Below are 23,562 nucleotides of genomic sequence, written 5' to 3'. Positions count from 1 at the left end.
GTCCAAGAAGGCGAGGCCACCTCATATATTGTTCGCGACAGTCTATGACCGCAACGGCGTCAATGTGACGGCGCTTGCCCAGGATGCGCGAGCGCAGCGGCAGCTTGCCGCGATCGATCCCAAACAGGCGCTGGCAATCGGCCCCAGGGACGCGCCTGCCATCATCGAGTTCACCGATCCCGATTGTCCCTATTGCCGTGCGCTCGACCGCTTCTGGGCGGCCAAGGCGGCGGAAGGCAAGCCTGTGCGACGGCTGATCTATTTCGTCTCGGGCATCCATCCCGAGGCCGCGACCAAGGCGGAACATATCCTCTGCGCATCGGATAAGGAGGCGAGCTTCAAGGCGCTCTATGCCGGCGCGAAGCCACCTGCCCTGCTGACATGCCCGGAAGGCCGCGCCAAGGTGGAAGCCGATGCGGCGCTGGTGAAGAAGATCGGCATCAGCGGCACGCCGACCCTCATCGCCAATGGCAAGATCATCTCGGGCTTCGACCAGGCGGCAATCGAGGCGTTTCTCGAAACTGCCTATGCGGCGAAGGCATCCAGTCATGCGCAGCGTTGATCCCCATCCCTCTTCTGGCGGCCGTCCGACCCACGCGGTGTCCCGCGTGGCCCGACGGAACGGAATGCCGGCGATCGCGGCCCTCAGGAGCCGTCCGACACGATCATCGGCAGCCTACGAGCTCCCTCGCCGGCACAAACCCCAAGCGGACGGCTCCTTCTTGCACATGGAGTATGACATGATCAAAGCCCTTGGACGACGCAGCCTTTATGCTGCCGACTATTCGATCACCGCTCTCCTGGCCGTCCTCGCGGCCACGGGGATCGCCCATGCTTTCACGGCGCCCGCCGCCGGCGACCTTGGCTACGACATTTACGACATCGTCGTGAACCAGGGCGTCAAGGGACCGCTGGGCTTTGTCGGCGGCGTCGCGGCCTTCCTGTTCGGCGTCTCGCGCCTCTTTTCCAATATCATGATCGGCATCCCGACGATCGTGGCGGCGGTCTGCCTCATCAAGGCGGATTCGATCCTCCAGACCTTTGGGCTGACCATCTGAACTGATCGGCGCGGGTCGCCACACTTTCACGCAACCCACGCCCCCGAGCCTGGAAGCCAATGGTGGCTCCCGGGAAACCCCGAGCTCATGCCGGGGAGATGAAGCAGGAGGAGAAGGGACAATGGACGAACGCCTGCCCCAGTATCTGCATCGGCCGGTCCAGATCCTATGGTTCGGATCGGACGAGTTCATCCTGGTGGTTTCGACCATCTTCGTCGCCATCGTCGTCGGCGGGTTGATCGGATGGGCGCTGGTCCTTGCCCTTCTCCTTTTCATTCCCTGGAAGCGCAGCAAGCCCCGCGGTTTCCTCACCCATCTCGCCTGGCGCTGGGGCCTGCTTTCCTTCCGCCATTATCCGGGTCCGACCCAGACCCGCTTTTACGAGTGAGGTCGAGACAATGCCGCTCTTCACCCCGAAAGCCGGCCCGGAGGCCGATCCCCTCATCGGCAAACCGCCAAGCTTTGGCATCCACCGCTATCTCCAGGGTTCCTCCAATCTGTTCGAAGAGAACCGCCTGCTCAAGTTCGCGATCATGGGCCTGTTCGGGATCACGGCCGTGCTGGGCGCGGTGGTCTATTCGAGCGACCAGAACAGGCGCACCGTGGTCGTGCCCTTCGGCACGGGCGGCGATCTCTATGTGACGGGCTCCAAACCCTCGAGCGACTATCTGCGCACCATGACGCGCAACATCGTCGCGCTCTCGGGCACCTATTCAGCCTATTCAGCCGACCCGCAGTTCCAGGAGCTGCTCTCGATCGTCCACCCGAGCGCCTATAACAGCATGCGCGACAGCCTGAACGCGGTGCTGGACGAGCTTTCCAGGAACCCGACCCTGTCGATCGCCACCTATATCCGCCCCGACCAGCCGGTCAGCTGGAGCGACAAGGACATCATCGTTCCGGTCGAGAAGGTCCGCGTCATTGGCGGCGTCATCCGCAAATTCCGGGGCACGCTGCGCATCGGCTACGGCGTCGAGAACGGCCGCTTCTGGATCACCCGCCTTTCGGAGGAGAAGTTTGATGCCGAGCTTCGGTAAAATCCTGCGCGCGCCCGTCGCCCTGCTGGTCCTGATCGGTTCAGCACCGGTCCTCGCCCAGCCGATCATCGCGCTGCCCGACCAGACCAGCACGATCCGCCTCTCCAACCGCGACGTCAATCATGTGATCTGCACAGGCGGCGAGATCGAGGACGTCAAATTCTCGGCGGAAAAGGCGATCGCCGTCGAGAAGGGCGGCGCGGACGCCTGGATCAAATTCCTGGTGAAGGAGGTCGACGATGCCGGCGCCATCACGCGCAGCTATGTAACCACGCCTTCGGAATTCTTCATTGCCTGCAATGGCGCCATCTACCCCCTCTATGCCGAGCCGGCGGATATCCCCGCCCAGACCATCACCCTGGTGCCGGGCGGCGCGCAGCGCGCCAAGGCCAATGACGATCTGCTCGGTCCCTTGGTCGAGGAGGAGCGCGCCGTCTCGATCACGCTTGCCATGCTCCAGGATCGCATTCCGGCCAGCTTCACCGCGGTCGCGCCCAGGGCCGATCGGGTATCCCTGCCCTCCCTCCCGGCCGCGCGGATCATCGAACGCCGCCGGGTCGAGATCGAAGGCTCCGGCCTCTCGGCGTCGGAATATCGGATCGAAACGGATGCGGATCTGGGCCTAGACGAACGCCTGTTCCTCGACCGCGCCTTTGGTGCCCGCGTCTTTGCGGTCAGTGCCGATCGACTTTCGCTCAAAGCCGGAGAGACCGCGCGCCTCGTCATCGTGCGACGGGGAGAAAGCCAATGAGCGAGAAGAAGCAAGGCGGGAAAGAAACCCCGCAGGATCTCGGCGCCCCAATCAAAGGCTACTCCCGGCCCCCGAAAGATCACAATGAGGCCAGGGACGGACAGCAAGATCAGGCAAAGGATCAGGGTGTCGTTCGCGGTCCGGCCCTGCTCGATTGGAAAGCCCATTGGCGCGCCATGTCGGCAAGGCAGAAGCTGCGCGCCAAGCAGGTCGGTGTTGGGGCGGCGGTCGCCATCCTCGGTTACGGTCTCTATACAGCGTCCAGCCATTCTTCCGACGATCAGCCCAACCTGCCCGCTGCATCGAAGCTGGACATGGGCGCGGGCCTTCGTGGTGACAGCCTGGAAACCAAGCTGCGCGGCGATCTCCAGAAGGTGCTCGACGGCCAGTCCCTGCTCGGCGACCGCATCACCGCGATCGAGGAGGGCAAGGTCATGCCCGGCAGCAGGATCGGCGGGACCTCGGCCGATGGCGGCGATCTGCCGTTGGCGGTGCCTGGATCGTCACCCGCCTTCCCGCCGCCACCCAGCGACGCGGAACTGAATAGCGCGATGGGGTCGATCCCCCCGCCCGTGCCGCCGGTCGCTCCGGCAGCCCCGCCCGCGCCGCCCGTGGAGAAGACCGTCGGCGCGATCGGCGCGGCCACCAGCGCGATCCTCCCCACCGGGACCAAGGAGGGCGCCGGTTCCGGCATCGGAAAAAAGTCGCGGACGATCTATTTGCCGCCTGGTTTCATGAAGGCGCGGCTCCTGACCGGGATCGACGCGCTGGCCAGCCGGGACGCGACCTCGAACCCGGAGCCGCTGATCGCCCGGGTGCAGGCGCCCGCCGTGCTGCCCAATGATGTGAAGGCCAATCTCGCCGGCTGCTTCGTCATCGGCAACGCCACCGGCAGCCTCGCCAAGGAGCGGGTCGAGGTGCAGCTCATCTCGCTCTCCTGCGTCGATTTCGACGAGCGCTCGGTGGTCGATCAGCCGATCAAGGGCTTCTTCGTCGACACCGACGGGAAGAAGGGTCTTTCGGGCAAGGTGGTGACGCGCGCCGGCGCGGCGCTGGCCCGTTCCTTCATCGCCGGGACCGTCAGCGGTTTTGCGAGCTCGGTCGAGAACAGTTTCGGGGATATGTCCACCTCCGCCCTGGGTTCGGTGCGCACCCTCGATGCGACCGACGCCGCCAAAAGCGGGCTTGCCGGCGGGTTTTCCAAATCCTCCGACAAGCTCACCGACTTCTATCTCGACCTCGCCCGCCAGGCCGGACCCATCGTCGAGGTCGGCGCCGCCAAGGAGGTGGTGGTGGTCATCCAGGAAGGCGTGGCCCTCGACATCAAACCCAGCGCAGGGAGCAAATTCTGATGGCTCACCGACTTCCAAGGGGCATTCGCCCCATGCCCGTCATGCCTGTCGGCACTGGGCGCTTCGCTCGATCACCGGCCCTGCTCACAGCGGCCCTGCTGCTCACCGGCTGCTCCACCATCGGCTCGGTCATGTCGCCCTACAGTGAGAAGTTCAGCTGCAAGAATAGCGACCATGGGCAGTGCATCCATCCCGACAAGGCCTATGCCGACGCGGTCGCGGGCGTGCCGTCCCGCTCCGATCCGGCAGTGACGCGCGACAAAGCGCTTCTCAAGCCAAGCGACAGCGTCGCGTCAGGGACCACCGCCAACCGAGGCAAGGCAGGACCCTCCCCCTATCTGGGCTATCGCGACAGCGTCTATCGCGAACTTCAGGGCCTGGTCGACGCGCCGGTCACGCCCATGCTCCGGCCGGGCCGGACCGTACGCACGCTGATCCTGCCCTATGCCGACCGCGAGCGGCCCGACCGGCTCTATATGCCGCGCTATGTCTATTCGATCCTCGAACGCCCCGTATGGGTGGTGGGCGATTATCTGGTGAGCCCGGTCCAACCCGCGATGCGGGTTCCGGTGCTGGAGCAAGTCAGGGACAAGGGATCAGTCGACCGGGCCGTCGAGGGCGAGCCCGCGGCCCCTGAGGAGGCACGGCCATGATCGCACTCGGCACCCGCCATGGCGGCGGCCTCACCCGGTCGGACCTGCACCGCGCGGTGGCGCGCGACGCCTATTCCGATTTCCTGCCGCTGGTCGCCTGGAACGAAGAGGATGAAGCCTTTCTCTGCATCGACGATGGCTGGGGCCATGCCTGGGAGCTGATCCCGTCGGCCTATATGTTCGCCCATGTCCACCAGGCGCTGCTGGGCCTGCTCAATATCCATTTCCCCGATGGCACGGTGTTGCAGCTCCATGGCTTCGCCGATCCGCTAATCGACCATGCGCTCGACGCCTTTCTGGATCTGAAAACCCGGCCCGATCCGCTGATCCAGGCATCGGCGCGACGCACCGCAGACTATCTGCGCGCCGGAACCGAAGGACTCGATGCGCTGCATGGCATTCCGGTGCGGGATTTCCGGCTGTTCCTGTCGATCAAGACGCGCGTGGAACTCGGTCATGACCTGCGTCGCCAGGTCGAGGAGCAGCTCGCCAAGCTCGGCATCCGCCGTCTGCCGCCCGAAGAGCTGATCAGCTTCTATCGCCGGATCTTCAACGGCGTGTTCGATTTCGCGCCCGGCGTGTTCGCCGATGGCCGTGACGGCCAGCCCGCGCCGCCGGTGCGCAAGCAGATCATCGATGCGGGACCCGATCTCCTGTTCGACGGTCCCGAAGTGCATCTCGGCAACCAGGTCGCCCGCTGCCTGACGCCGCGAGCGCCGGCGCGGCGGATCACCGCCGAGCGCGCCAATCGCCTGCTGGGCGGCATGCGCGGCGCGGCCGAGGATAGCGATCAGATCGGTGGCCCCTTTCTCTTCACCCTCAATATCCTGTTCGATCACAGCCAGTTCGAGATCCACAAGCGCGCGCAAATCCTCTCCGCGCAGAAGGCGGCGGGCAGTTTCGCGGTCGAGGTCGGCAAGCAGATCGAGGAGATCGGCTGGGTGCTGGACGAGGCGGGGAACAGCCGCTTCCTCTCGGTGATCCCGATGGTCTGGGTGTTCGGCCGCACCAGCGCCGACGCGCGGGAAATGGCGGCGCGCGCCAAGCGGCTCTGGGAGAGCGAACCCCTCCCCTGGATGATGCAGGAGGAGAGCTATCTCAATCCGGTCCTGCTGCCGATGAGCCTTCCCTTCGGCCTCTATCCCGAAAAGCGCACGATGCGGATGCTGGAACGCGATTTCCGCATGCCGGTCAAGGCCGCCGTGCTGCTCGCGCCGGTGCAGACCGACTTTCGCGGCGGCGGGCGCCCTGCCCTTCTCTATGCGGGGCGCAAGGGGCAACTCATCACGCTCGACCTCTTCGACCCGCGCATCAACAATTATAATTTCATCGTCTCGGCCGAGAGCGGCGCGGGGAAAAGCTTCCTCCTCAACAATCTCTGCCAGCAATATTATGCGCAAGGGGCGCTCATCCGCATCATCGATATTGGCGGGAGCTATCGCAAACTCTGCACCCTCTGCTCGGGCCGCTATATCGACATTGGCGCGGAGCGGCTCGTCCTCAATCCCTTCGACATGGGTTTTGCGCTCGACGGCGATGACCGCCAGTCCGCCATCTCCATGGCGGTCGCGATCGTCGCGGAAATGGCCAATGCCGCGACGCGCAAGGGTGTCTCCACCTCGGAATGGAACCTGCTCAAGTCCGCCGTGCAATGGACGATCGATGAAGGCCATGCCGAGGAAGGGATAGACAGCGTCCGGGCCTGGCTGGGCGCCTATCCGCAATTTGCGACGTCCGATCTCGACCGGGTCGATCATCTGGTGCCGACGGCGCGGGAACTCGCCTTCAACCTGCGTGATTTTGGCAGTGACGGCGCCTATGGCCATTTCTTCAACGGCCCCTCGACCTTCGACATCAGCCGCGATGAGTTCGTGGTGCTGGAACTTGAGCGGCTCAAGGCCATGCCGGACCTGTTCAACGTCATCGTCATGGTGGTGGTGAACGCGGTCACGCAGGAGCTCTATCTTTCCGCGCGCGACCGGCCGCGTTTCGTGCTGTGCGATGAAGCCGCCCAGTTCATGACCCGGAGCGAAGGCCAGGACTTGTCGCGGCTCGCCGAGGCGTTCGGACAGGGCTATCGCCGTGCGCGCAAATATCAGGGCAGTTTTGGCGTCGTCCTCCAGAGCATGAACGACCTGCTGCTCTTTGGCGGGACCGGTCAGGTGATCCTCGAAAATGCCGCCACCCGCTTCCTGCTTCAGGGGTCGACCTATGCCCAGGCGGTCGAGAACAAGATCCTCGACTATTCGGGCTTCGTCCTCGACCTGCTCAAATCAGTCCGTAACGCCAAGCCCCATTATAGCGAGGTCTTCATCGACTCGCCCCTGGGGCTGGGCGTTGCCCGGCTGGTGGTCGACCCCTTCTCCTACTGGATCAACACCAGCGCACCGCAGGAGGTGGCGGCTTTCGAGGCCCTGATCCGCGGCGGGCGCAGCCCCCTGGAAGCGGTGTGCGAGCTGGCCGGGGTCGACCCCGCCGAGATCCTGCCGCCAAGCCAGCATGGAGAAGCCGCATGATGCGCAAATCCCCCATCCATCCCGATCAGCTGGCGCTGGGCTTTGGCATGGATGCCGAGATCGAGCGGATCATCGAGGCCCGGGTTGCGATCCGTGCGGAGGCTGAGGCCATCCGCTGGCGCTTCCGCCTGATGGTGATCGAAACCGTACTGCTGACCAGCCTGGTGATCGTGACCGGCCTGGTGCTGCATCAGCCGCCCATGCTGATCGCGCGCGGCGCGGTGCTGATCGGCCTCACCTGCCTCAGCACCGGACTGCTGCTCATCCTGCTCACCGGCCTGACGGGTAAATGCCTCTCACGCGTCCGGACCTGGAAAGCCCGGCGGTCCAACATCCTTGCCCCATGGAAACGGTCATGACCGGTATCTTTTCCTCGCGGCCCGGACAGACAGCCATCCGCCTGATCGTCGGCACGCATCTGCTGCTGACCATCCAGGCCGGGCTGGTGCTGTGGTCGGCGGCCGACATGGACATAGGCATGCGCTGCATAGTCGGCGCGGCCGCTGTGCTTGGCCTCGCGGCCATCATCACCGCCATCCGCGGGGGCGATGCGGAGGAAGGCCGGATCTGGCGGCCCTATCGGCTACGCCATCATGATCGGCGCGGAGGCGTCCGGCCATGATCCGCCCTGCCCTCATGATTGCCATGACGATAGGCTGCTGTGCACTGCCTATGCCCACGGCCATCGCGGGCACCGCGACGATCGGCCGGACATGGCCCATAGCCGAACCCGACGCGCTGGCGGAGATCGAAATGCGGGCGGCGCGCCAGCCCGCCAATATGGCCACCCAATTTGGCCCGCGTTCAAGCTGGTCGGCGTTGCGCGCTGCGTCGCTCGGGAACGCGAAACAGGACCGGACCCGCTTCGTGGTGCCCTTCTATACCCTGCCCGACGAAATCCGCCTGCCCGACGGCAAGCTGCTCTACCCCAAGGGCTTCACCTTCAATCCGCTCGATTATGTCTCGCTGCCCCAGCGGCTCGTCATCGTCCATCCGCGCAACCTTGATTGGGCGCTCGATCATGCCCGACTTACCGATTTCATCCTGCTGACGGCGGGCGATGCGCTCGACCTCTCCGAGCGAACCGGGCGGGCGCTCTTCATCCTGGAGGAGCGAGTGAAGGATCGGCTGGGTCTGACCGTGGCGCCCGTCATCGTCTCCCAGGTCGGAAGGAAGCTCGAACTCCACGAATTTGAGGCCGTCGAAACACGCAAAGGGGAGCGGCAATGATGCGGCCCAATATGTTCACCGCAGATTTGGCCGAATGCCGTCCTGGCTACACGCAGTGTAGCGAACGGCGCGAACCGAGCCTCACCCGCCGCAACCTATGGGATGTTCAGCAAGGCGTGGATCTTTGCGACAGGAAGGTGGAGGCGCAGAGGCGCGTCAGCCAAGGGCTGAAACCCGTAACGCATATAGAGCTGCTTGCGCTTCTCGACCTTCGCCGGATCGCCACAGTCGAGAATGTCGAGGAGCACAAGGGCGATTCCGACATCCATTGCGGCGCGGCCGATCCTCTTGAGAGCGTCGGCAAGCAAGAGGCCTCCAAATCCCTTGCCCTGGAAACGGGCATCGACCCCGATCATCGATATGAAGGCGGCGGGTATCTGACCATGCCCCGGCCGGTTGCGCGTAAAAGAGGCCGGCAGGTGGGAATAATCGACACTGTGCGCGTTCAACGTGTAAAAGCCCAAAAGCTCTCCTTCAGGAGACAGGAGGACAAACGCCCGCACATTGTCCGCCCGGGCCAGCTTGCTTGCCGTCTTGCGCAGATAATTGTCGACTTGATCAATCCCGGACGAAAAAGCTGCCAGATCGTGCCGCGCCGGATCAAGCGGCTCGATGATCATCCCCTTATCACTCACGCAGCGTCGCTCTTATCGGCTTTCGATCGTCTGGTCATGCCGAGCGAAGGCTTCGCGCAGAGCATCCGACGGCGGGCCCGGATTCTCGAGGGCATTGAGAATCGCTTCATAGTCCTTCCGACTCAAGATCGTGCGCTCGTGCGTCTGGATCGTTTCCAGTGCCGCCTTATAGGCGGCGTTCATCACGAAAACGGAATCATCGACCCCACACCACGTCGCAGCCTGCTGAATCGCCTGCTTGATATGCGGCTTGGTGCGAAAATTCATACGCACCGTGCTGCGTTCGTTGATTGCACCCGCCGCGTCATCAAACGCTTGCATCACCAAAGCCTCATCATCGCTGTTCGACCTATAATGTACGCCTTAGGGGCACACATTTCAAGATCGATCGACGTCATACGGACTCGTCCGATGAAGCAGATGCTGTGCCTTGGCGTTGGGGGTCTGGCAATGCTGGTATCAACGCCGGCCCATGCCTCCAAATGCGAGGCCGGGACGATCTTCAATCCGATCACGAAGGTGCGCTGGAACTGCATTTTTCCGATCACAATCGGCGGGGTCCGGGTCGGCAGCTTCGACAAACTCGACAAGGCGCTGGACGCCCAGTCCACCTCCAAGCCGCTCTGCGCCTGCCGCAAGGGCGTCACCTTCTGGTTCGGCGTGAAGGTGAGCTTCTGGTCGCCCAATCGCATGGTCGATGTCGTCACCGAACCGGGCTGCATGATGGCGCTGGGTGCCGATCTCATGCCCACTGGCGGCAAGCTGCAGGGCAGCCAGTCCTCGATCGCCGACGGCACCAATACGCGCAAGATGTTCGCGCAGATGCACTATTATATCTCGCCGGTCTGGAAGATGCTCGACATGTTCACAGACCTCCCCTGCCTGGAGGATGACGGCTTCGACGTCGCGATGATCACCGAGGTGCTGCCGACCTGGCAGTCGGGAACTTTGGGCGCCATCATCCAGCCCGAGGGCATCTTGTTCGGCAATCCCGCCGCTGGCCTTGCCTGCATGGCCGACAGCGCGGCGGCGGCCGCCGGCAAGGTCATCGATCCGCTTTTCTGGTGCATGGGAAGCTGGGGCGCGACCTATCCGATCGCGGGCGACATTCATTTCGATGACTCCGTCGAGGCCTGGGCCGGCATCGCGGCGCGCGGTACCTTCATGATGGGACGCCTCGGCGCGCTCACCATCTCGTCGGCTGATGGCTGCTCGTTCAAGCCCCAGCCGATCTGGACCAAGAGCCGCTACAAGCTCCAGATCATGGAGCCGGTCAAGGGCGGCAAATGCGTCAATATCGGCCGCCCCGGCGCGCTCTGGTCCTCGGGCAAACATGCGCCCGGCAAGGACAATGCCCAGTTCATGGCTTTTGAAAAGGTGATCTGCTGCGCCGGGGTTTCGACCCCATGAGCAAGCCTCTTCCCCCCTCCCTCGCACCGGTGCGGGCTTTTACCCGGTCTGCCCGCCACAGCCGTGGTGGCTGCCCCGCACGGCGCGAGGACGGAGCGATGCCGCGTCCCCCCTGCGGCATCGCTCCACCTATGGTCAGCACGGCTGCTAAACCCCTGTCGGCGGCGGGCAAAACCCCTTCCCGGCCCGCCGTCGTGGTGGCCGTGCTGACCACCATGGGCGGCCGGGCCGTCTTTCGCGTGCTGGGCGATACCGAAGCTGCGGGCGTGCCGCGCTGTTTCCGCCTGCACCGCGCATCGCCCGCCGTCCCGGATCCCGCATCATGAAGCGCGGCGCGCTCCTTCTCTCAGCTGGCTTCGCCATCTGCCTCTCCATCCCAGCTCGGGCGCAGACGATGGAGGAACGGGCGCGCTCGGCCGCCGCGGCGGCGCGAACGAAGACGGGCGATAGCGACGCCTTGCAGAGCCATTATCTCACCCCCGGTCTCGCCGGCCAGCCGATCAGCACCATCGACAACAGCAAGAGCTTCACACCCAATATCGCCTGCCAGAAGACCGCGACGCTGCTCGAACTCCTCGCCCAACCCACCTCAACCGGCGATATCGGCACGCTGCGCATCTCGCGCGACAAGGATCTCGACGGCGCGTTCGACGAGACGCTGAACGTACCCGTACCGGTATCGGGCATCTGCGCCAATGGCATCATTTCCTGTGCGCCGGGTAGCTGGAATGCGTGCCGCCCGTTCCAGTGGGAGGTCGGCAGCGATGGCGCCCTCAAGCTCGGCGAGGTCGACCTCACCGAGCTTGCCGGATGCTACTGCATCAACAACAGCTGCGGCACCAATCTCGCCTGGGGCAATATGGCCTCGATACTCAAGGATCTGGGCGGCGGCGTTGTCGGCGCGCTCACCACGGCCGATCCGCGGATCGGCGTCGCGCAGGCCGCGATCGACGGTCCGGTCATCCGCTATACCGGCGCCCAGACCACGGCCTGCAGCGCAAACCCGTCCGTGACGGCGACCGCCTATCGCGGCAATCCGACCCCGATCCAGGGTGATGCCTATGCCACGTCGCGATCGAGCAGCGTCTTCCAGGCGCTGGCGGGATCGCCGGCCGCGACCGGCAAGGCCGAGCAGACACGCCGCTGCACGATCGAACGGCAGGTGAGTCTCCAGGAAGTCACGGCGGACAATATCATCGCCCGGGTTTCCGGCGGCTATGCCACCTATAATCCCGCGCCCGACAGGGTGAGCTTTGTCATGGGATCGCCGACCGGCGACAGCCTGTCGGGCGGGTCCTGCACCCTGTTCGACCAGCGCATGATCCTCGACGTCAAGGATCCCGACCGGCTGCGCTCGGTCGTCCTGTCACAATATTATATGGATGACTGGATCCAGATCCGCGTGGACGGCCGGCTCATTCTCTCCGATCCCGCGAGCTGGACCGGCAACAGCTATCCACCGGCCCGATGCGAACGCAGCAAGACCTGGTACGGCACTCCCGCGCTGGATCTGAAACCCCTCCTCACCAAGGGGCAGCATGAGATTTCCCTGCGTATCGCTGTCGGGAACAAGGGCGAATCCTATGCCCGTATCGATGCCGTGCTGGATACAAGCTGCAAGATCAGCGAACAGCTTGTCGATCTCTGTTCCGGCACCGCCACCGATCCCGCCTGTCATCTTGTGAACGAGACGGTGGATGGGGTGGAGACCTTCCGCAACGGCGTGAATAGCGGCCTCAAGCCTCTCGCCCAGACCCGGCTGTTCGGTACGGGCGGCTGCACCTGGCAGATCACGCGCGATTTCTTCACGCGGGCGCGACAGTATAGCTGCCAGGTGGACCTGGGCAGCGCGGCCGAACCGGACCTCAGCCGCGGCGCCTATATCATCGACCGCTCGACCGAGACGCTGCTGGCCGATCGGACGACGGACGCCAACGGCACTGTCGCGACCTCGACCCGTCCCTTCTCCCTGCCCGAGCGGGGATCGGTTGCCGCCTGCGAGCCCATCTGCAAGACCCGTGCGCCCAGGACCAATAGCGATGTGGCGGTGGACGGCGTCGTCGGCTCCAGGCAAAATGATCCCGCGGGCTGGGACATATTTTACCACAGCTGCACCTCGGACCATGTCTGCCCGCTTGGGCAGGGCGAGGAACTGGTCTCGGCCTGTGGCTGCCTCGACGACTTTCCCGAAGCCGTCGTCATGATGCAGACTGTTCGCCTGGCCGGCGCCGATCTCGCCTGCACGGCGGAGGCACGCTGATGGGGTGGCGCCTCTCCCTCTGGCCCGCTCTCCTGCTGGCGTCCGGCCTCGCGCTCACGACAGCGTCCGTCCAGGCACAGCAGCTTTGCGCCGCCGATCTTGATGGCAGCGGCGATGCCGATGGGGCCGGTGAAACAGCCCAGTGCTCCGACACAAAAGAGGGCAGTTATCTGTGCCCGATCCAGCAGGTCGCCTGTGTCGCGGAGCCCGCCGGCGCTTATAGCTGCCCGCTCGGCAGCCAATATGCATGCGGGACGCCCACCAGCGGCGGACCACCAAGCTGCTCACCCAACGCCTGCACGCCGGTGACCGGCGGCGCCATCGAGGAGGAAGAACCCGTCGTCGACGACCCGGGCGCCCCCAATGACGGCCCGGTCGATGCCGACGGCAACTGCCTCGGGGCCATCGAGATCTTTGCCGGGCGCGCCCTTCGCTGTCGTCCGGCGGGCCTGAAAACAAGCTTTTCCAACTGCTGCAAGGATCGCGGCGAGATCGTCAAGGACGGGATGGGCTCGTCCATCTCCTCGATCGGTACCAAGATCGCCATCGCCAGGGGCGTCTGGTCGGGCATGAAGGCCGCCTATACCGCGTTCAAGGCGGGAGCGACCGCGGGCCAGGCCGCGGGCGCCGGCGCCAATGCCATCATTGTCGGCATAGACCCCACGTCGATCGCGATCAGTCTTGCCATCAACTTCATGATGGATTTCCTGCTATCGGGCTGTGACCAACAAGACATGGAAGTGGGCATGCTCCGCGGCTCGGGCATGTGTCATGAGGTCGGCACCTATTGCGCGTCGAAGATCCTGGGCATCTGCGTGCAGAAGGCCAGGGGCCATTGCTGCTTCAACACCAGGCTCGGTCGGATCATCCAGGAACAGGGCCGGCCCCAGCTTGCGAGTTTCAACGCCATGGGCTGGGGCACGCCGAAGAAGCCCTATTGCCGCGGTTTCACGCCGGAAGAATTCCAGGCGCTGGATTTCAGCAAAATGGATCTTTCCGAATATTATTCCGACATCGAGGCGCGAGCCCAGTCGGACATCCAAATCGATATGAAGGACAGGATCGATGCCTATATGGAGACGGTCAATCCCTAGCCGCGCGCTCCTCGCGGCGGCACTGCTCGTCGCCTCACCCTGCCAAGCGCAGGGCGAGGCGGACGGGGGCAATGCCCGGCAGCGGGCGCAGACGCAGGGCGACAGCGCCTTGCAGCGCCTCAAAGGTGCGGTTGCCGGCCAGAAGGATCGCGCCGAGGCGCGCGGGCCGGACCAACTTCCCGATCTTCCCGAAGCAACACGGCGCCGCGCGTTCGAGGGCTTGCGCCACCGCAAGCCGGCCCCCGGCATGGACGCCCGCGCGCGATCGGCGCTGACCGCGGGGCAAGACAGCCTCGCGGTCCAGCGGGAGGCCATGGCAAAGCGGATCGGCGAAGCGCTGGGGCTCGACGCGCCGGACGTCACCGCCATTGCAGGCGTCGCGCCGCCATCAGCACCTCATGCCTGGGTGCCGCTGCTCTTTGCTTCCTCCTCCATGCCCATCCCGATTTTGCGAACCTATGCGGCACAGCTCGAAAAAGCCGGCGGGGTCATGGCCTTTCGCGGCGTGCCGGGCGGCATGACGAAGATCGGTCCGATGGCCAGGCTCTCGGCGCAAATACTGCGGATCGATCCGGGCTGCGACGGCCCGGCCTGCGCCATGCGCAATGTCCAGCTGATCGTCGATCCGCTGGTCTTTCGCCAGCACGGGGTCGCGCGCGTGCCGGCGCTCGGGCTGATACCGGGCGATCCGACCCAGCCCTATTGTGAGCGGGAGGATGATAGCCCGGTAAGCCGCCACATCGTCTATGGCGATGCTGCCCTATCCGGTTTGCTCGAAGAATATGCCCGCCTGGGCGGCACAAAGGAGGTGGCCGATGCTCAGGCTCGCCTGGACCGCCGCTAGGGCGGCATGGCCCGAAATCAGGGCCACCCCGCGCAACGCCGCCATCGCCTTGGGAGCGGGCGTCCCCGGCTCACCTCCTCAGCCGCGCCGCTTCTGGCTGGCCTGTGCGATCATCCTGCCGATCAGCGCCGCCGCCTGTTGGGCGTTGCCGCACTTCACGCTGGTCATGTCGCCATCGATCGACGCCTGGCTGGTCCGCGAGGCGCCGGGCACCATCCAGCGCGGCGACCTTGTGTCGTTCAAGCTGGTGCATCCCCTTGCCGGCCCTACCCCGATCGATGTCACCAAATATGCGCTCTGCATGCCGGGCGACAGAATCGAGATGATCGAAAAGCCTTCAATGACGCCGGGCGCGAGGGATGGCTGGTATCATTGCAATGGCAAGCTCATCGGAATCAGCAAGGCCGTGGGGCGGAAGGGGCAGCATCTCATTCATTGGCGGCCCACCGAGCCGCATATCCCCGATGGCATGGTCTATGTCGGCTCTTCTTATTCGAGCGGGTTCGACAGCCGCTATTTTGGCCCGGTCTCCGTTCGGCGGCTGACGCGGATGGAGAAGCTGCTGTGACCCGGCGCTTCCACGCCGCGATTTGGGCAGGATGCCTGATCGCATCGTCATCAGCTGCGCAGGCGCTTCCGCCAACATCCGGTCCGAAACAGGGCTATTGGTGGTATGCCCCGCCGACCCCGCAACCCCAAGCGGAGGAACCGGACCCGGACAAGCTCGTCAAACCGGTGATTCCGCCCATGACCGAGCTCGCGGCATGGACACCGCCCAGGATCCGCAAGCTGATCGAGCAGCAGCGCGATTATGCCGCCACCGTGCTGACCATCGACGCGGTTGCCGATTTCTGGCGGTTGCAGGACTTTGCCCGGCGCAAGGCGCGGGCCTTTGCCGGCGTGACGCAGCTGGCGTTGCTCCAGCATCCCGAACTGAATTCGAAGTCAGCCAACCCCATGGTCGGCGATGCGCGCGACCAGCTGCTGGGCCACAAGGATGCTGTCCGCCGCGCCTATCTGCGCGCGCACGCCAGCGAGTTCGCGCTCATCATGTTCTCGCGCACGAGCTGCGGCTATTGCCGCGTGCAGTGGCCGATCGTCCAGCGCTTCCAGGACGAGATGGGCTGGCAGGTGTCCCAGTTCGATCTCGACCGCCGGCCCGAAGTTGGGCAGCGCTTCGGTGTCGATGTGACGCCGACGACCATGGTGATCCGGCGCAACAGTCCGCAACGCATGGTGATCGCGACGGGGGTCGAGGCCTATCCCAATCTCGCCCAGACCGCCTACCAGGCCGTTCGCCTGCTGTCCGGCGATATCCGGCCCGAGCAGTTCCTGACCGGGGCTGGTGAGGAAGACGGCTTCTTCGACGCGCTCGCCAATGGTCCGGTGTCCGCCGCTCAACCTGACGCCGGGATTCCGGATCAGGTCAGCATTACCATGCAGGCCCAGCCATGAGGGGCGAACATCGGCAAACCTTGATCGGCGGCAGCGGCATGTCAACGCGGCTCCCGCGCGTCCTCGCCTTTTGCCTTCAGCAAGCGCACCGCCTTCTTGTCGAAGCTGAGAAAGGTTTCCGCGCCAAGCCATTTGCCTTCATGGGCGATCACGCCATCGCCAAAATCACCGCCTGCCTCAAGGATGGCAAGCCCCGCCTCGATCGCGGGGATATCCGCGGCGACATTGTCCGCCGCCATCAAGGTGCGGATGACCCGGGCAATGTCGGATCGGCCATAGCCGTAGAGTCGGTCGAGGACCCAGTAGAATTCGCAAAGCGCGGGCAAGGGAATGGCAACCAGTTCCGCGTCCGCCAGGATCCGCTGGGCCTTGGCACTTTGGATCGGATCATCTTCGGTTACGACGCGAACAAGAATATTGGTGTCAACCGTGATCTTCACAGTTCGCCGGCCCATCCCTTGGCGATGATCTCGTTCATCTCCTCGATCGAGACAGCTTTCTGTCCCTTCCGCTTCAACATGCCGAAGGCATCCGAAATCCGGCCCTTGGGCTGCTCCGCCATCACTTCGATCCGCCCGTTTGGCAGCTTGTGGACGGTGATCTTCGACCCCGCATGCACACCAAGATGCTGCAGAAGATCCTTCCGCAGGGTAATCTGGCCCTTGGTTGTCACTGTCAGGGTCGTCATAGGCGTCTTCCTTCCGAACCGTGTTAATGTAAGGCAATATCACCTTACTTTCAAGCTCACTGCCGCCATGCTGCTGACCTGTCTCGGGGGCGGTCTCGCGTCGGCTCAGGCCCTATCCCGGGACGTCGCACGGCGTGCCGCCATCCACCCGGTCGGAACGCCACAGGACATGCGTCTCTGGCTCAGCCGCGTTCCCGTGACGCGGGATTTCCCTCCGGATTTCCATGAAATGCTGACCGGACAGGCGCCGCTTTTCATCATCGAGATGACGACGGCGCCCGGATGCCTGCCCTGCGCGGACATCTGGGGAAAGCTGGGACAATTTTCCCGGCAGTATCGCTGGCAGGTCCGCACGATCAGCGGCCAGGAGGCGATGCTGCGTTCCGGCCGCCTGGGCCTCCCCTGGGTCGGACATCCAGTGGCATGGGTGCGGCCCATTACCGATCCCGATCGCACCATTCCGATCGCGATCGGCACCGACCATGGCGTCAACCTGGCGCGCAACGCCTATCTGGCGGCCAAGATGCTGACCGGGGTACGCCCAGCGACCGGGCTGCGTGCGATGGCCAGGTTCACCGGCATCGTTGGAGCAATTGATCGCATTGGCGCGACCGTAAGGCCTTCCAGATGATCGGCAGCCCGCACGCATCAAACCTCAGGCATTCCCAGGCGGAAGCAACCCGATCGCCTGTTCATCAACCTTGTAAATTCGGATCATTTATCCGAATTTGCGCGGTTATTTCCAACATCCAACCATCCTTGAAGATGCCGCGCATGGCGGGCCGGCCTCTTCGTCTGCTCATTCCAGGAGGAAGCCCGCCATGCTTTTGGTCCACCGCCATTTTGCCCTGATATCGATCGGCCTGCTCGCCACCTGCGGCACGACCGCGCCGGTTTACGCCCAGGGCTGGGCGGAAAGCTGGTTCGACAATGTGACCTATACGTCGCCCGGCTCGTTCGAGGATCAGACCCGGGGCTATGTGACCGCCGGCGGCATGTCGGGCCGTGTGGACGTCCATGACGATTATCTGATGTCGCTTACCCTCCCCAAGGTGAAGGCCGGATGCGGCGGCATCGACATGTTTCTGGGCGGCATGTCGTTCCTCGACCCGGACTATCTGGTCCAGAAGCTCGAGAGCATTCTCCAGGCAGCGCCAGCGGTCGCGTTCCAATATCTGCTCGAAACCCTCGACGAAAAAATGGGCAACATCATCTCGAAGATGGAGGCGGCAACCAATTACCTCAATTCCATCCAGGTCAATGACTGCCGTCTCGCCAACCGCATGGTGCAGATCGCCAGGGGCGACGACAATATGTCGGGCATCATCGAGGAGATGACCGGCTACAAGTCGGTCAGGCAAGGCTACGCCAAAAGCTATCAGCAGAGCCGGGAGAAGATCCAGGCCAACCAGAATAACCCGACCGAGGATCTGAAGGATGCGCTCTCCAACTGCCCGGCCGAAGTGACCGACATCTTCCGCACCGGTTCGCTGCTCTCCCATGCCGCGACGCGCGTGGGCGCGGGCGACTGGGCCCCGGTGATGCGCGCCCGGGTGGGCGACGTCTATATGCGCTGGGACGCAACCGACAAGGTGCCGGTCTTCTCGGCCATCCCCGCCTGCCCGCATCAGGACAGCGACAGTCCGCAGGATTTCCTCACCGGCAAGGTCCAGCGTCGCTCGCTCAACATCCCGCCGTCCGCCGCCGATTGTGCTCCGGATACCGGCAAGGGTGCGCTGGAGCTGGCTCGGACACGGATGCAGTCGATCGCCACCAAGATTCGCACGCGCGCGGCCCTCACCACCGAGGAGCGCCAGTTCGTCGCCAATATCCGAACGCTCCCGGTCTATCGCATGCTGGAATGGGGGGTGCGCGAGGGCGTGCCCGATTCCGTGATCGCCGATACCGATGAACTGGTGGCGCTGACGCTCGCCTACCAGATGCTCAATGACCTTACCCGGTCCATCGACTTCGCCGTTTCCAACGCCGAACGGGGCGCCAGCGCCGCCGGCGCGACCGATGCCGGCAACGCCAATATCTGCCAGACCCGCATCCTTTCCAAGGGCATCGAGCAGCTGAGGGATTTGCGCGAGGAGGTGCTGCGCGAGCGCGCGCAGATGCGGCAGAGCTACATGGCCGCGCTCAATCAGGCGAACCTTTCGGCCAACTATGCCGGGCTGCTGCGCACACGCGATCGCGATGCGCGCGACACCGCCGGCACCGCTTCGAACAATAATCGATGAACCCCCTGGAGGCACTGCCCATGCGCCGCCTGCTCCGTTTGCTCCTTGCCCTGCCACTTGCTTTGGCGGCATCGCCCGCGTTGGCCTTGGAATCCAGTTTTCACACCTATGACGGCTTTGCTGAGACGGTGGATGCGTTCCGCCTGGTCTCGATGATCTTCGGCGACCCGCGCTACGAGACGCTGGTGCTGATCTGCGCGGTCGTGGGGATCGCGCTGGGCGTCGTGATCGCCTCGTTCCGCGGCCAGGGCATGGGGCTGGTGGCGTTCGGGTTCCAGATGCTGATCGGCATCGGCCTGTTCGTCGGTCTGGTCGCGACGACGGGCACCGTCCATGTCTATGACCGGGTCCGCAATGCCTATCAGCCGGTCGGCGATGTTCCCAATCTCATCGTGCTGGTGGCGGGCGTCACCAACCTCATGGAGCGTGCGCTCGCGGAGACGATCGACGACAACACCATCGATCCCAACGCCAAGCTGGAATTTGGTGCAGGCGGTCATGCCTTCGATCTCTTTCTGAATGCCGTCTCGCCGCGCGGGCCGATGACCGACACCTTCCTCGATGCGACGATCAAGGACTATGTCCGGCAATGCTATCCGGTCGCCCGTGTCTCGCCGGCCTATGGCGTCGATGACGACCAGCTATTCCGGGGCACCACGGACCTTCCCGCCTCCTTTGCCGCCATGGCCGGGCCTGCCACCTTCAGCACCGTCTTCACTTCCGCCGACAAGGGCGGCACGACGATGAGTTGCCAGGAGGCCTGGGATCATATCCAGTCCCGTCTCAGCGATCCGGCGCTGTTCGACGGCTATGCCCGCCAGGTTTGCCAGAGCAGCGGTTATGATGTTGAGGACGCCAACCAGTTGGCGCGGTGCCGAACGCGTCTTGGGCAGTTGGGGAACGGGATGATGGGCACGCCCCTCACCCTTCAGGCCTTCTTCTCCGATGTGCTGCTGGGCAGCAGCGTCGGCGATGTTCTGTTCGAGGATAGTCCGGCGACGGCAGCGCGGGTGATGGCGAACCGGGCGGTGGTATCGAGTGGCCTCTCCACCATGTCGGTCGCTAATCAATGGATGCCGACGATCCGCCCCACCGTGTTCGGGATCATGCTGTTCATGATGCCGATCGCGTTGCTGTTCATCCTGACCCCGATCAATCTGCGGGTCGCGAGCTTCGCCTTTGGCCTGTTCGTGTTCGTGGCGCTGTGGGGCGTTATCGATGCGGGCATTTATCAGTTGACGCTCGGCCGGGCGATGGCTGCGCTGGCCGAAATGCGGTCCAATCATGTGGCCGCGAATGCCTGGATGCTGGCGCCTTCCGCGGCGCTCAAGGCCCTCGCCATCTTCGGATCGTTCCGGACGGCGGCCGCCGGGCTCGCGGGCGCGTTCGTGTTCACCGTGTTCCGCTTTTCCGGCAATGTGTTCTCGTCCTTTACGGGCGGTGCACTTCAGGCGCAGGGTCAGGGGACGGCAGCGGCGACACCCTTGATGACGCGGGAAGGCTTTGCCTCGGCGCTCGAATCCCAGGCGTCCGCCGCAGGCACGATGGCGCGCAAGGGCATGGCGTCGAACTTCGGGGATTTCGGGGAGCGCACGACGTTCAGCAGCAATCGGGCCTTTGGCGCGGCCGGAACCGTCATGGGCGAACATGGCGGTGGACTCGCGGGTGGCAGTGCCTTCGCGCTGGGCGGCATTGATGCCGCGCGGGAATTGGGTGGCATCTCCCCTGCCCTTGTCGGGCGCGATCTCAGCGATCCGGCAACCGCCCAGGCGGTCCGGGCGAATGCAACGACGAGCGCCATTCATAATTTCGCCGAGAAGGGTGCCCTGCGGGCGCTCGGCACGACCTATTTTGGCGAAGGGCAGTCGGGCGAGCGGGCCTTTGCGGCGTTCGCCCAGAATATGGTGCAATGGAAAGCCTTCGGCGACCAGCGCGCCTATGACATGATGCTGTCGGGCACGCAGCGGCATTTTGAGCGCAGCGGTTATGGAGCGAAGGACGCGGCCCTCAAGGCCTCGACGCTGATTGGACAAGCATCCGCCGATCCGACCTTTGCCAAGATCACGGCCAACGCCTTCGATCAGGAGCAGATGTTGCGCAACGATCTGACCGGCGCGCAGGTGCAGGTCGGCGCGATGGAGGGGCGCCGTGATTATGCCGGCGATCATGTCGCCGCGACCGAGCGCGGCAATGTCGCCACCGAGCAGGCCTGGCGCACGGGCAACAATGCCGGTCACCGCAGCGCCGCCTCGATGCTCGGCCTTTCTCTCGATGAAACCAGCCGCCGCATCGGGTTCATCAATGCCCTCTCGGGCGAAGCGCGCTCTACCGCCATTACCCAGCTCTCCCGCACGACGGGGCGCAATGAAGCTCAGGTGATGCGTGCGCTCGAAAGCTATAATGCCGCGACCCAGGTCGGCACGGCCGATGGCGCGACGGCGGAAGCGGCGCGCGAGGGCACCAGCATCTATGGCCGCTCTCGTGAGGCCGCCGGATATGATTTTGCCGAGCGGTCGGGCAAGCTCGACGCGCAGCGCGAGGTCGGTCTGGATGGGACGCGGTCGGCGGCCAGGATCGGTGAGCAGCGCCGGGAAGCTGAGAATTTCGGATTTGCGCAAGGGGCAGCTGCTGCCGGTGCATCGGTCCGCGAGGCAGCGCGGCTCGATAGCTTCATCCAGGCGTTGAGCCGCACGGCGGGCAACAGGCAAGATATGGCTGAGGGCGGCGCAGACGGTGTTGCTGATCGGGCGCGCAATGAACGGCTCACCGGCATTGTCGATAAGGAGCGTCTGACCCGCATGCAGGCGTTGTTGCGCGACAATGGCATCGGCCTCTCGAAGCGGCAGATCGCGATGGACCAGAATGGCGATCTCAACCTCAATCTGACCCCCGACGCGGCGGCGCAGATGTGGAAAGCCGGTCTGATCAATGAAAGCCAGCTGGGGGCCATTGCCGGAGGTGGTCGTGCACGGTTCAGCTTTGCCCACAATGATCTGCTGGTATCCAGCAGCACTGGGTTCAGCCGGTCGGCGCGGTCCGACACCAGCACGCGGTTCGAGGCCGGCAAGCAGGCGGGGCCGGATACGGTCGAACATTTCCTGGGCGGCGGCGCCGAGGGGCATGCCATGATGGCCAATTGGCTGAAGGGCGGATTCGAGATAGACCGAAAGGGCAACTGGCGCCTCAAACCGCAGGTAGCCGACACGCTCCAGCGGGACGTCCAGGCGATCATGGTGCAGACAGGATGGACGCGGTCGCTGTCGCGGAGCGCGAGCCATCAGGTGAGCAACCGGTCGTCAGTCGGGGCCACTATTGGTGGATCTGTAGAGAGTAGTGGATCAAATCGCGGTAGCGACCGCCGCACGAGCGGAAATTTCGGTGGCCAGGCTGGGTTCGAGACGTCCGATACGGGCACGGGTTCTACCGACGCCGCTGCAAGCATCGATATCGTAAATTATGATGTTCGCAACGCCATTTCCGCGGCGGAGCGTGCCGCCTCAAGGTCCGCTAACCCATCAAAAGACTTCGCGGATGAACTGGGTCATCGCATGCTCGGACCAGATGGCCTCCGTAATCGATATCTCAATCAAGCTGCCGCTGGGCGAGGAACACTGGATTTATCTGCCCCGTTGACTTCAATGGAGCAGTCCAAAATTTTGGGCAGTGGTCGCTTTAGCGGCGATCGTCGGTCGGGGATCGGGGACGGATCTCCATCGGCAGACGAAAACTAATGTTTCCCTCTCACATGCCTGTCCAGCCAAGCTTGACTGGTCGGATTGCCAGGATGGCCATAATATCGCGAATTTGCGGGGTCCGTTGGATCCATTCGTCGAAACGAAGCCATGTCGCGGCTCAAATCATCATGCTGACTCCAGGCGAGGCCCTCTCCATTCCCCGTCCTGAATTGATAGCCGAACCATGTCCTGAAAAAGCCGAAACCCAGCACCGGCACGATCACAAACGGATGAAGCAGCGCGCCGACCGGCACGACAACGGCGCCTGGAAGCAGGTAGCCGGGCACCGCAAGGATTACGGCCCAGAAGATCGCCGCTGATCCCCACCAGAGTTTGGCGTACCAGGGATGCCAAAACCAATCCCGCGCCCGGGGTGGCTGGTTTCCTGGATGACCATTTTCCGCGTTCGAATGGGGCACGTTCTGCTCTGCCATGGGTTCCTCGCTTCGCCACCACGATAGCATGTCAAGCCATTCAGATCACACACAATCGTTCCCAAAATGGCCTCGATCCACTCCCACTCCCCTCCTGTAACATTCCTACACGCGGTCGGGTAGCGCCCCGATTCCGAACGCCGCTGTCCGCCGTCAGCGCCCATGGCA

General features: G+C 64.2%; 26 protein-coding genes. 21 read left to right on the top strand and 5 right to left on the bottom strand.

What is annotated here, in order from left to right; translation table 11 throughout:
* From F7P65_RS20985 to F7P65_RS20935, 11 genes are all read left to right on the top strand, one after another.
* A partial coding sequence (locus F7P65_RS20985) for a thioredoxin fold domain-containing protein (protein ID WP_150295377.1) occupies positions 1-562 on the top strand: 562 nt, incomplete at its 5' end.
* Positions 563-740: 178 nt separating this feature from the next.
* Positions 741-1,058 (top strand): hypothetical protein, encoded by a 318-nt coding sequence (locus F7P65_RS20980; protein WP_150295376.1) that lies wholly within the window; start codon positions 741-743, stop codon positions 1,056-1,058.
* Positions 1,059-1,179: 121 nt separating this feature from the next.
* Positions 1,180-1,446 carry a type IV conjugative transfer system protein TraL gene (traL, locus tag F7P65_RS20975; RefSeq protein ID WP_150295375.1) on the top strand — a complete coding sequence of 89 codons (267 nt, stop codon included), beginning with the start codon at positions 1,180-1,182 and terminating at the stop codon, positions 1,444-1,446.
* Between the two features lie 10 nt (positions 1,447-1,456).
* Entirely contained in the window at positions 1,457-2,095 is a 639-nt protein-coding gene (locus F7P65_RS20970; protein ID WP_150295373.1) for a TraE/TraK family type IV conjugative transfer system protein, read from the top strand.
* Entirely contained in the window at positions 2,079-2,846 is a 768-nt protein-coding gene (locus F7P65_RS20965; protein WP_150295371.1) for a type-F conjugative transfer system secretin TraK, read from the top strand. Before F7P65_RS20970 ends, F7P65_RS20965 begins: the two co-directional genes overlap by 17 nt.
* Positions 2,843-4,198, top strand: a complete 1,356-nt coding sequence (locus tag F7P65_RS20960; protein ID WP_150295369.1) for a TraB/VirB10 family protein — start codon at positions 2,843-2,845, stop codon at positions 4,196-4,198. The genes F7P65_RS20965 and F7P65_RS20960 overlap by 4 nt, the downstream gene beginning before the upstream one ends.
* A gap of 41 nt (positions 4,199-4,239) precedes the next feature.
* Positions 4,240-4,851, top strand: a complete 612-nt coding sequence (locus F7P65_RS20955) for a TraV family lipoprotein (protein WP_240334427.1) — start codon at positions 4,240-4,242, stop codon at positions 4,849-4,851.
* Positions 4,848-7,367 (top strand): TraC family protein, encoded by a 2,520-nt coding sequence (locus F7P65_RS20950; RefSeq protein WP_150295365.1) that lies wholly within the window; start codon positions 4,848-4,850, stop codon positions 7,365-7,367. Before F7P65_RS20955 ends, F7P65_RS20950 begins: the two co-directional genes overlap by 4 nt.
* On the top strand, positions 7,364-7,726 hold the full coding sequence (locus tag F7P65_RS20945) for a hypothetical protein (RefSeq protein ID WP_150295363.1): 363 nt from the start codon (positions 7,364-7,366) through the stop codon (positions 7,724-7,726). The genes F7P65_RS20950 and F7P65_RS20945 overlap by 4 nt, the downstream gene beginning before the upstream one ends.
* A complete protein-coding gene (locus tag F7P65_RS20940; protein ID WP_205452213.1) occupies positions 7,723-7,989 on the top strand; it encodes a hypothetical protein in 267 nt (88 codons plus the stop codon). The genes F7P65_RS20945 and F7P65_RS20940 overlap by 4 nt, the downstream gene beginning before the upstream one ends.
* Positions 7,986-8,597 (top strand): conjugal transfer protein TraW, encoded by a 612-nt coding sequence (locus F7P65_RS20935; protein ID WP_420853331.1) that lies wholly within the window; start codon positions 7,986-7,988, stop codon positions 8,595-8,597. Before F7P65_RS20940 ends, F7P65_RS20935 begins: the two co-directional genes overlap by 4 nt.
* Positions 8,598-8,692: 95 nt before the next feature.
* On the opposite strand, the gene F7P65_RS20930 is transcribed toward F7P65_RS20935, so the two are convergent.
* A complete protein-coding gene (locus F7P65_RS20930) occupies positions 8,693-9,217 on the bottom strand; it encodes a GNAT family N-acetyltransferase (RefSeq protein ID WP_150295361.1) in 525 nt (174 codons plus the stop codon).
* A gap of 27 nt (positions 9,218-9,244) precedes the next feature.
* Positions 9,245-9,553 carry a type II toxin-antitoxin system TacA family antitoxin gene (locus F7P65_RS20925; protein ID WP_150295359.1) on the bottom strand — a complete coding sequence of 103 codons (309 nt, stop codon included), beginning with the start codon at positions 9,551-9,553 and terminating at the stop codon, positions 9,245-9,247.
* Between the two features lie 90 nt (positions 9,554-9,643).
* Here F7P65_RS20925 and F7P65_RS20920 point away from each other — a divergent pair, with 90 nt between their 5' ends.
* From F7P65_RS20920 to F7P65_RS20890, 7 genes are all read left to right on the top strand, one after another.
* Complete coding sequence (locus tag F7P65_RS20920; protein ID WP_150295356.1) at positions 9,644-10,642, top strand: TraU family protein; 999 nt, start codon at positions 9,644-9,646, stop codon at positions 10,640-10,642.
* Between the two features lie 98 nt (positions 10,643-10,740).
* Positions 10,741-10,968 carry a hypothetical protein gene (locus F7P65_RS20915; RefSeq protein ID WP_162854738.1) on the top strand — a complete coding sequence of 76 codons (228 nt, stop codon included), beginning with the start codon at positions 10,741-10,743 and terminating at the stop codon, positions 10,966-10,968.
* The gene (locus F7P65_RS20910; protein WP_150295351.1) at positions 10,965-12,902 is read left to right on the top strand and encodes a hypothetical protein; all 1,938 of its coding nucleotides are present in this window, start codon (positions 10,965-10,967) and stop codon (positions 12,900-12,902) included. The genes F7P65_RS20915 and F7P65_RS20910 overlap by 4 nt, the downstream gene beginning before the upstream one ends.
* Positions 12,902-13,996, top strand: coding sequence for a conjugal transfer protein TraN (gene traN / locus F7P65_RS20905; RefSeq protein WP_150295347.1), 1,095 nt, complete (start codon positions 12,902-12,904; stop codon positions 13,994-13,996). The genes F7P65_RS20910 and traN overlap by 1 nt, the downstream gene beginning before the upstream one ends.
* Positions 13,968-14,840, top strand: coding sequence for a type-F conjugative transfer system pilin assembly protein TrbC (locus F7P65_RS20900; protein ID WP_150295344.1), 873 nt, complete (start codon positions 13,968-13,970; stop codon positions 14,838-14,840). The genes traN and F7P65_RS20900 overlap by 29 nt, the downstream gene beginning before the upstream one ends.
* Positions 14,812-15,408, top strand: coding sequence for a S26 family signal peptidase (locus F7P65_RS20895; protein ID WP_150295342.1), 597 nt, complete (start codon positions 14,812-14,814; stop codon positions 15,406-15,408). The genes F7P65_RS20900 and F7P65_RS20895 overlap by 29 nt, the downstream gene beginning before the upstream one ends.
* Before the next feature lie 35 nt (positions 15,409-15,443).
* The gene (locus F7P65_RS20890; RefSeq protein WP_150295378.1) at positions 15,444-16,295 is read left to right on the top strand and encodes a conjugal transfer protein TraF; all 852 of its coding nucleotides are present in this window, start codon (positions 15,444-15,446) and stop codon (positions 16,293-16,295) included.
* Positions 16,296-16,336: 41 nt separating this feature from the next.
* Here F7P65_RS20890 and F7P65_RS20885 read toward each other — a convergent pair whose 3' ends face one another.
* On the bottom strand, positions 16,337-16,735 hold the full coding sequence (locus F7P65_RS20885) for a type II toxin-antitoxin system VapC family toxin (RefSeq protein ID WP_150295339.1): 399 nt from the start codon (positions 16,733-16,735) through the stop codon (positions 16,337-16,339).
* On the bottom strand, positions 16,732-16,983 hold the full coding sequence (locus tag F7P65_RS20880; RefSeq protein ID WP_150295337.1) for an AbrB/MazE/SpoVT family DNA-binding domain-containing protein: 252 nt from the start codon (positions 16,981-16,983) through the stop codon (positions 16,732-16,734). The genes F7P65_RS20885 and F7P65_RS20880 overlap by 4 nt, the downstream gene beginning before the upstream one ends.
* A gap of 67 nt (positions 16,984-17,050) precedes the next feature.
* Between F7P65_RS20880 and F7P65_RS20875 the strand changes: the two genes are divergently transcribed.
* From F7P65_RS20875 to F7P65_RS20865, 3 genes are all read left to right on the top strand, one after another.
* Positions 17,051-17,614 carry a hypothetical protein gene (locus F7P65_RS20875; protein WP_150295334.1) on the top strand — a complete coding sequence of 188 codons (564 nt, stop codon included), beginning with the start codon at positions 17,051-17,053 and terminating at the stop codon, positions 17,612-17,614.
* Positions 17,615-17,804: 190 nt separating this feature from the next.
* Entirely contained in the window at positions 17,805-19,226 is a 1,422-nt protein-coding gene (locus tag F7P65_RS20870; protein WP_150295332.1) for a conjugal transfer protein TraH, read from the top strand.
* A 20-nt stretch (positions 19,227-19,246) separates the two neighbouring features.
* Complete coding sequence (locus F7P65_RS20865) at positions 19,247-22,957, top strand: conjugal transfer protein TraG N-terminal domain-containing protein (protein WP_150295329.1); 3,711 nt, start codon at positions 19,247-19,249, stop codon at positions 22,955-22,957.
* Here the strand turns inward: F7P65_RS20865 and F7P65_RS20860 are convergent.
* Positions 22,954-23,394 carry a PrgI family protein gene (locus tag F7P65_RS20860; protein ID WP_150295326.1) on the bottom strand — a complete coding sequence of 147 codons (441 nt, stop codon included), beginning with the start codon at positions 23,392-23,394 and terminating at the stop codon, positions 22,954-22,956. The two genes, F7P65_RS20865 and F7P65_RS20860, sit on opposite strands and share 4 nt — an antisense overlap.
* Positions 23,395-23,562 lie beyond the last annotated feature (168 nt).

This window comes from Sphingobium estronivorans (genome assembly GCF_008692605.1).
Classification (GTDB): domain Bacteria; phylum Pseudomonadota; class Alphaproteobacteria; order Sphingomonadales; family Sphingomonadaceae; genus Sphingobium; species Sphingobium estronivorans.
Note: the sequence above shows the minus strand (reverse complement) of the source record. Positions and strands in the feature narration are given on the sequence as shown.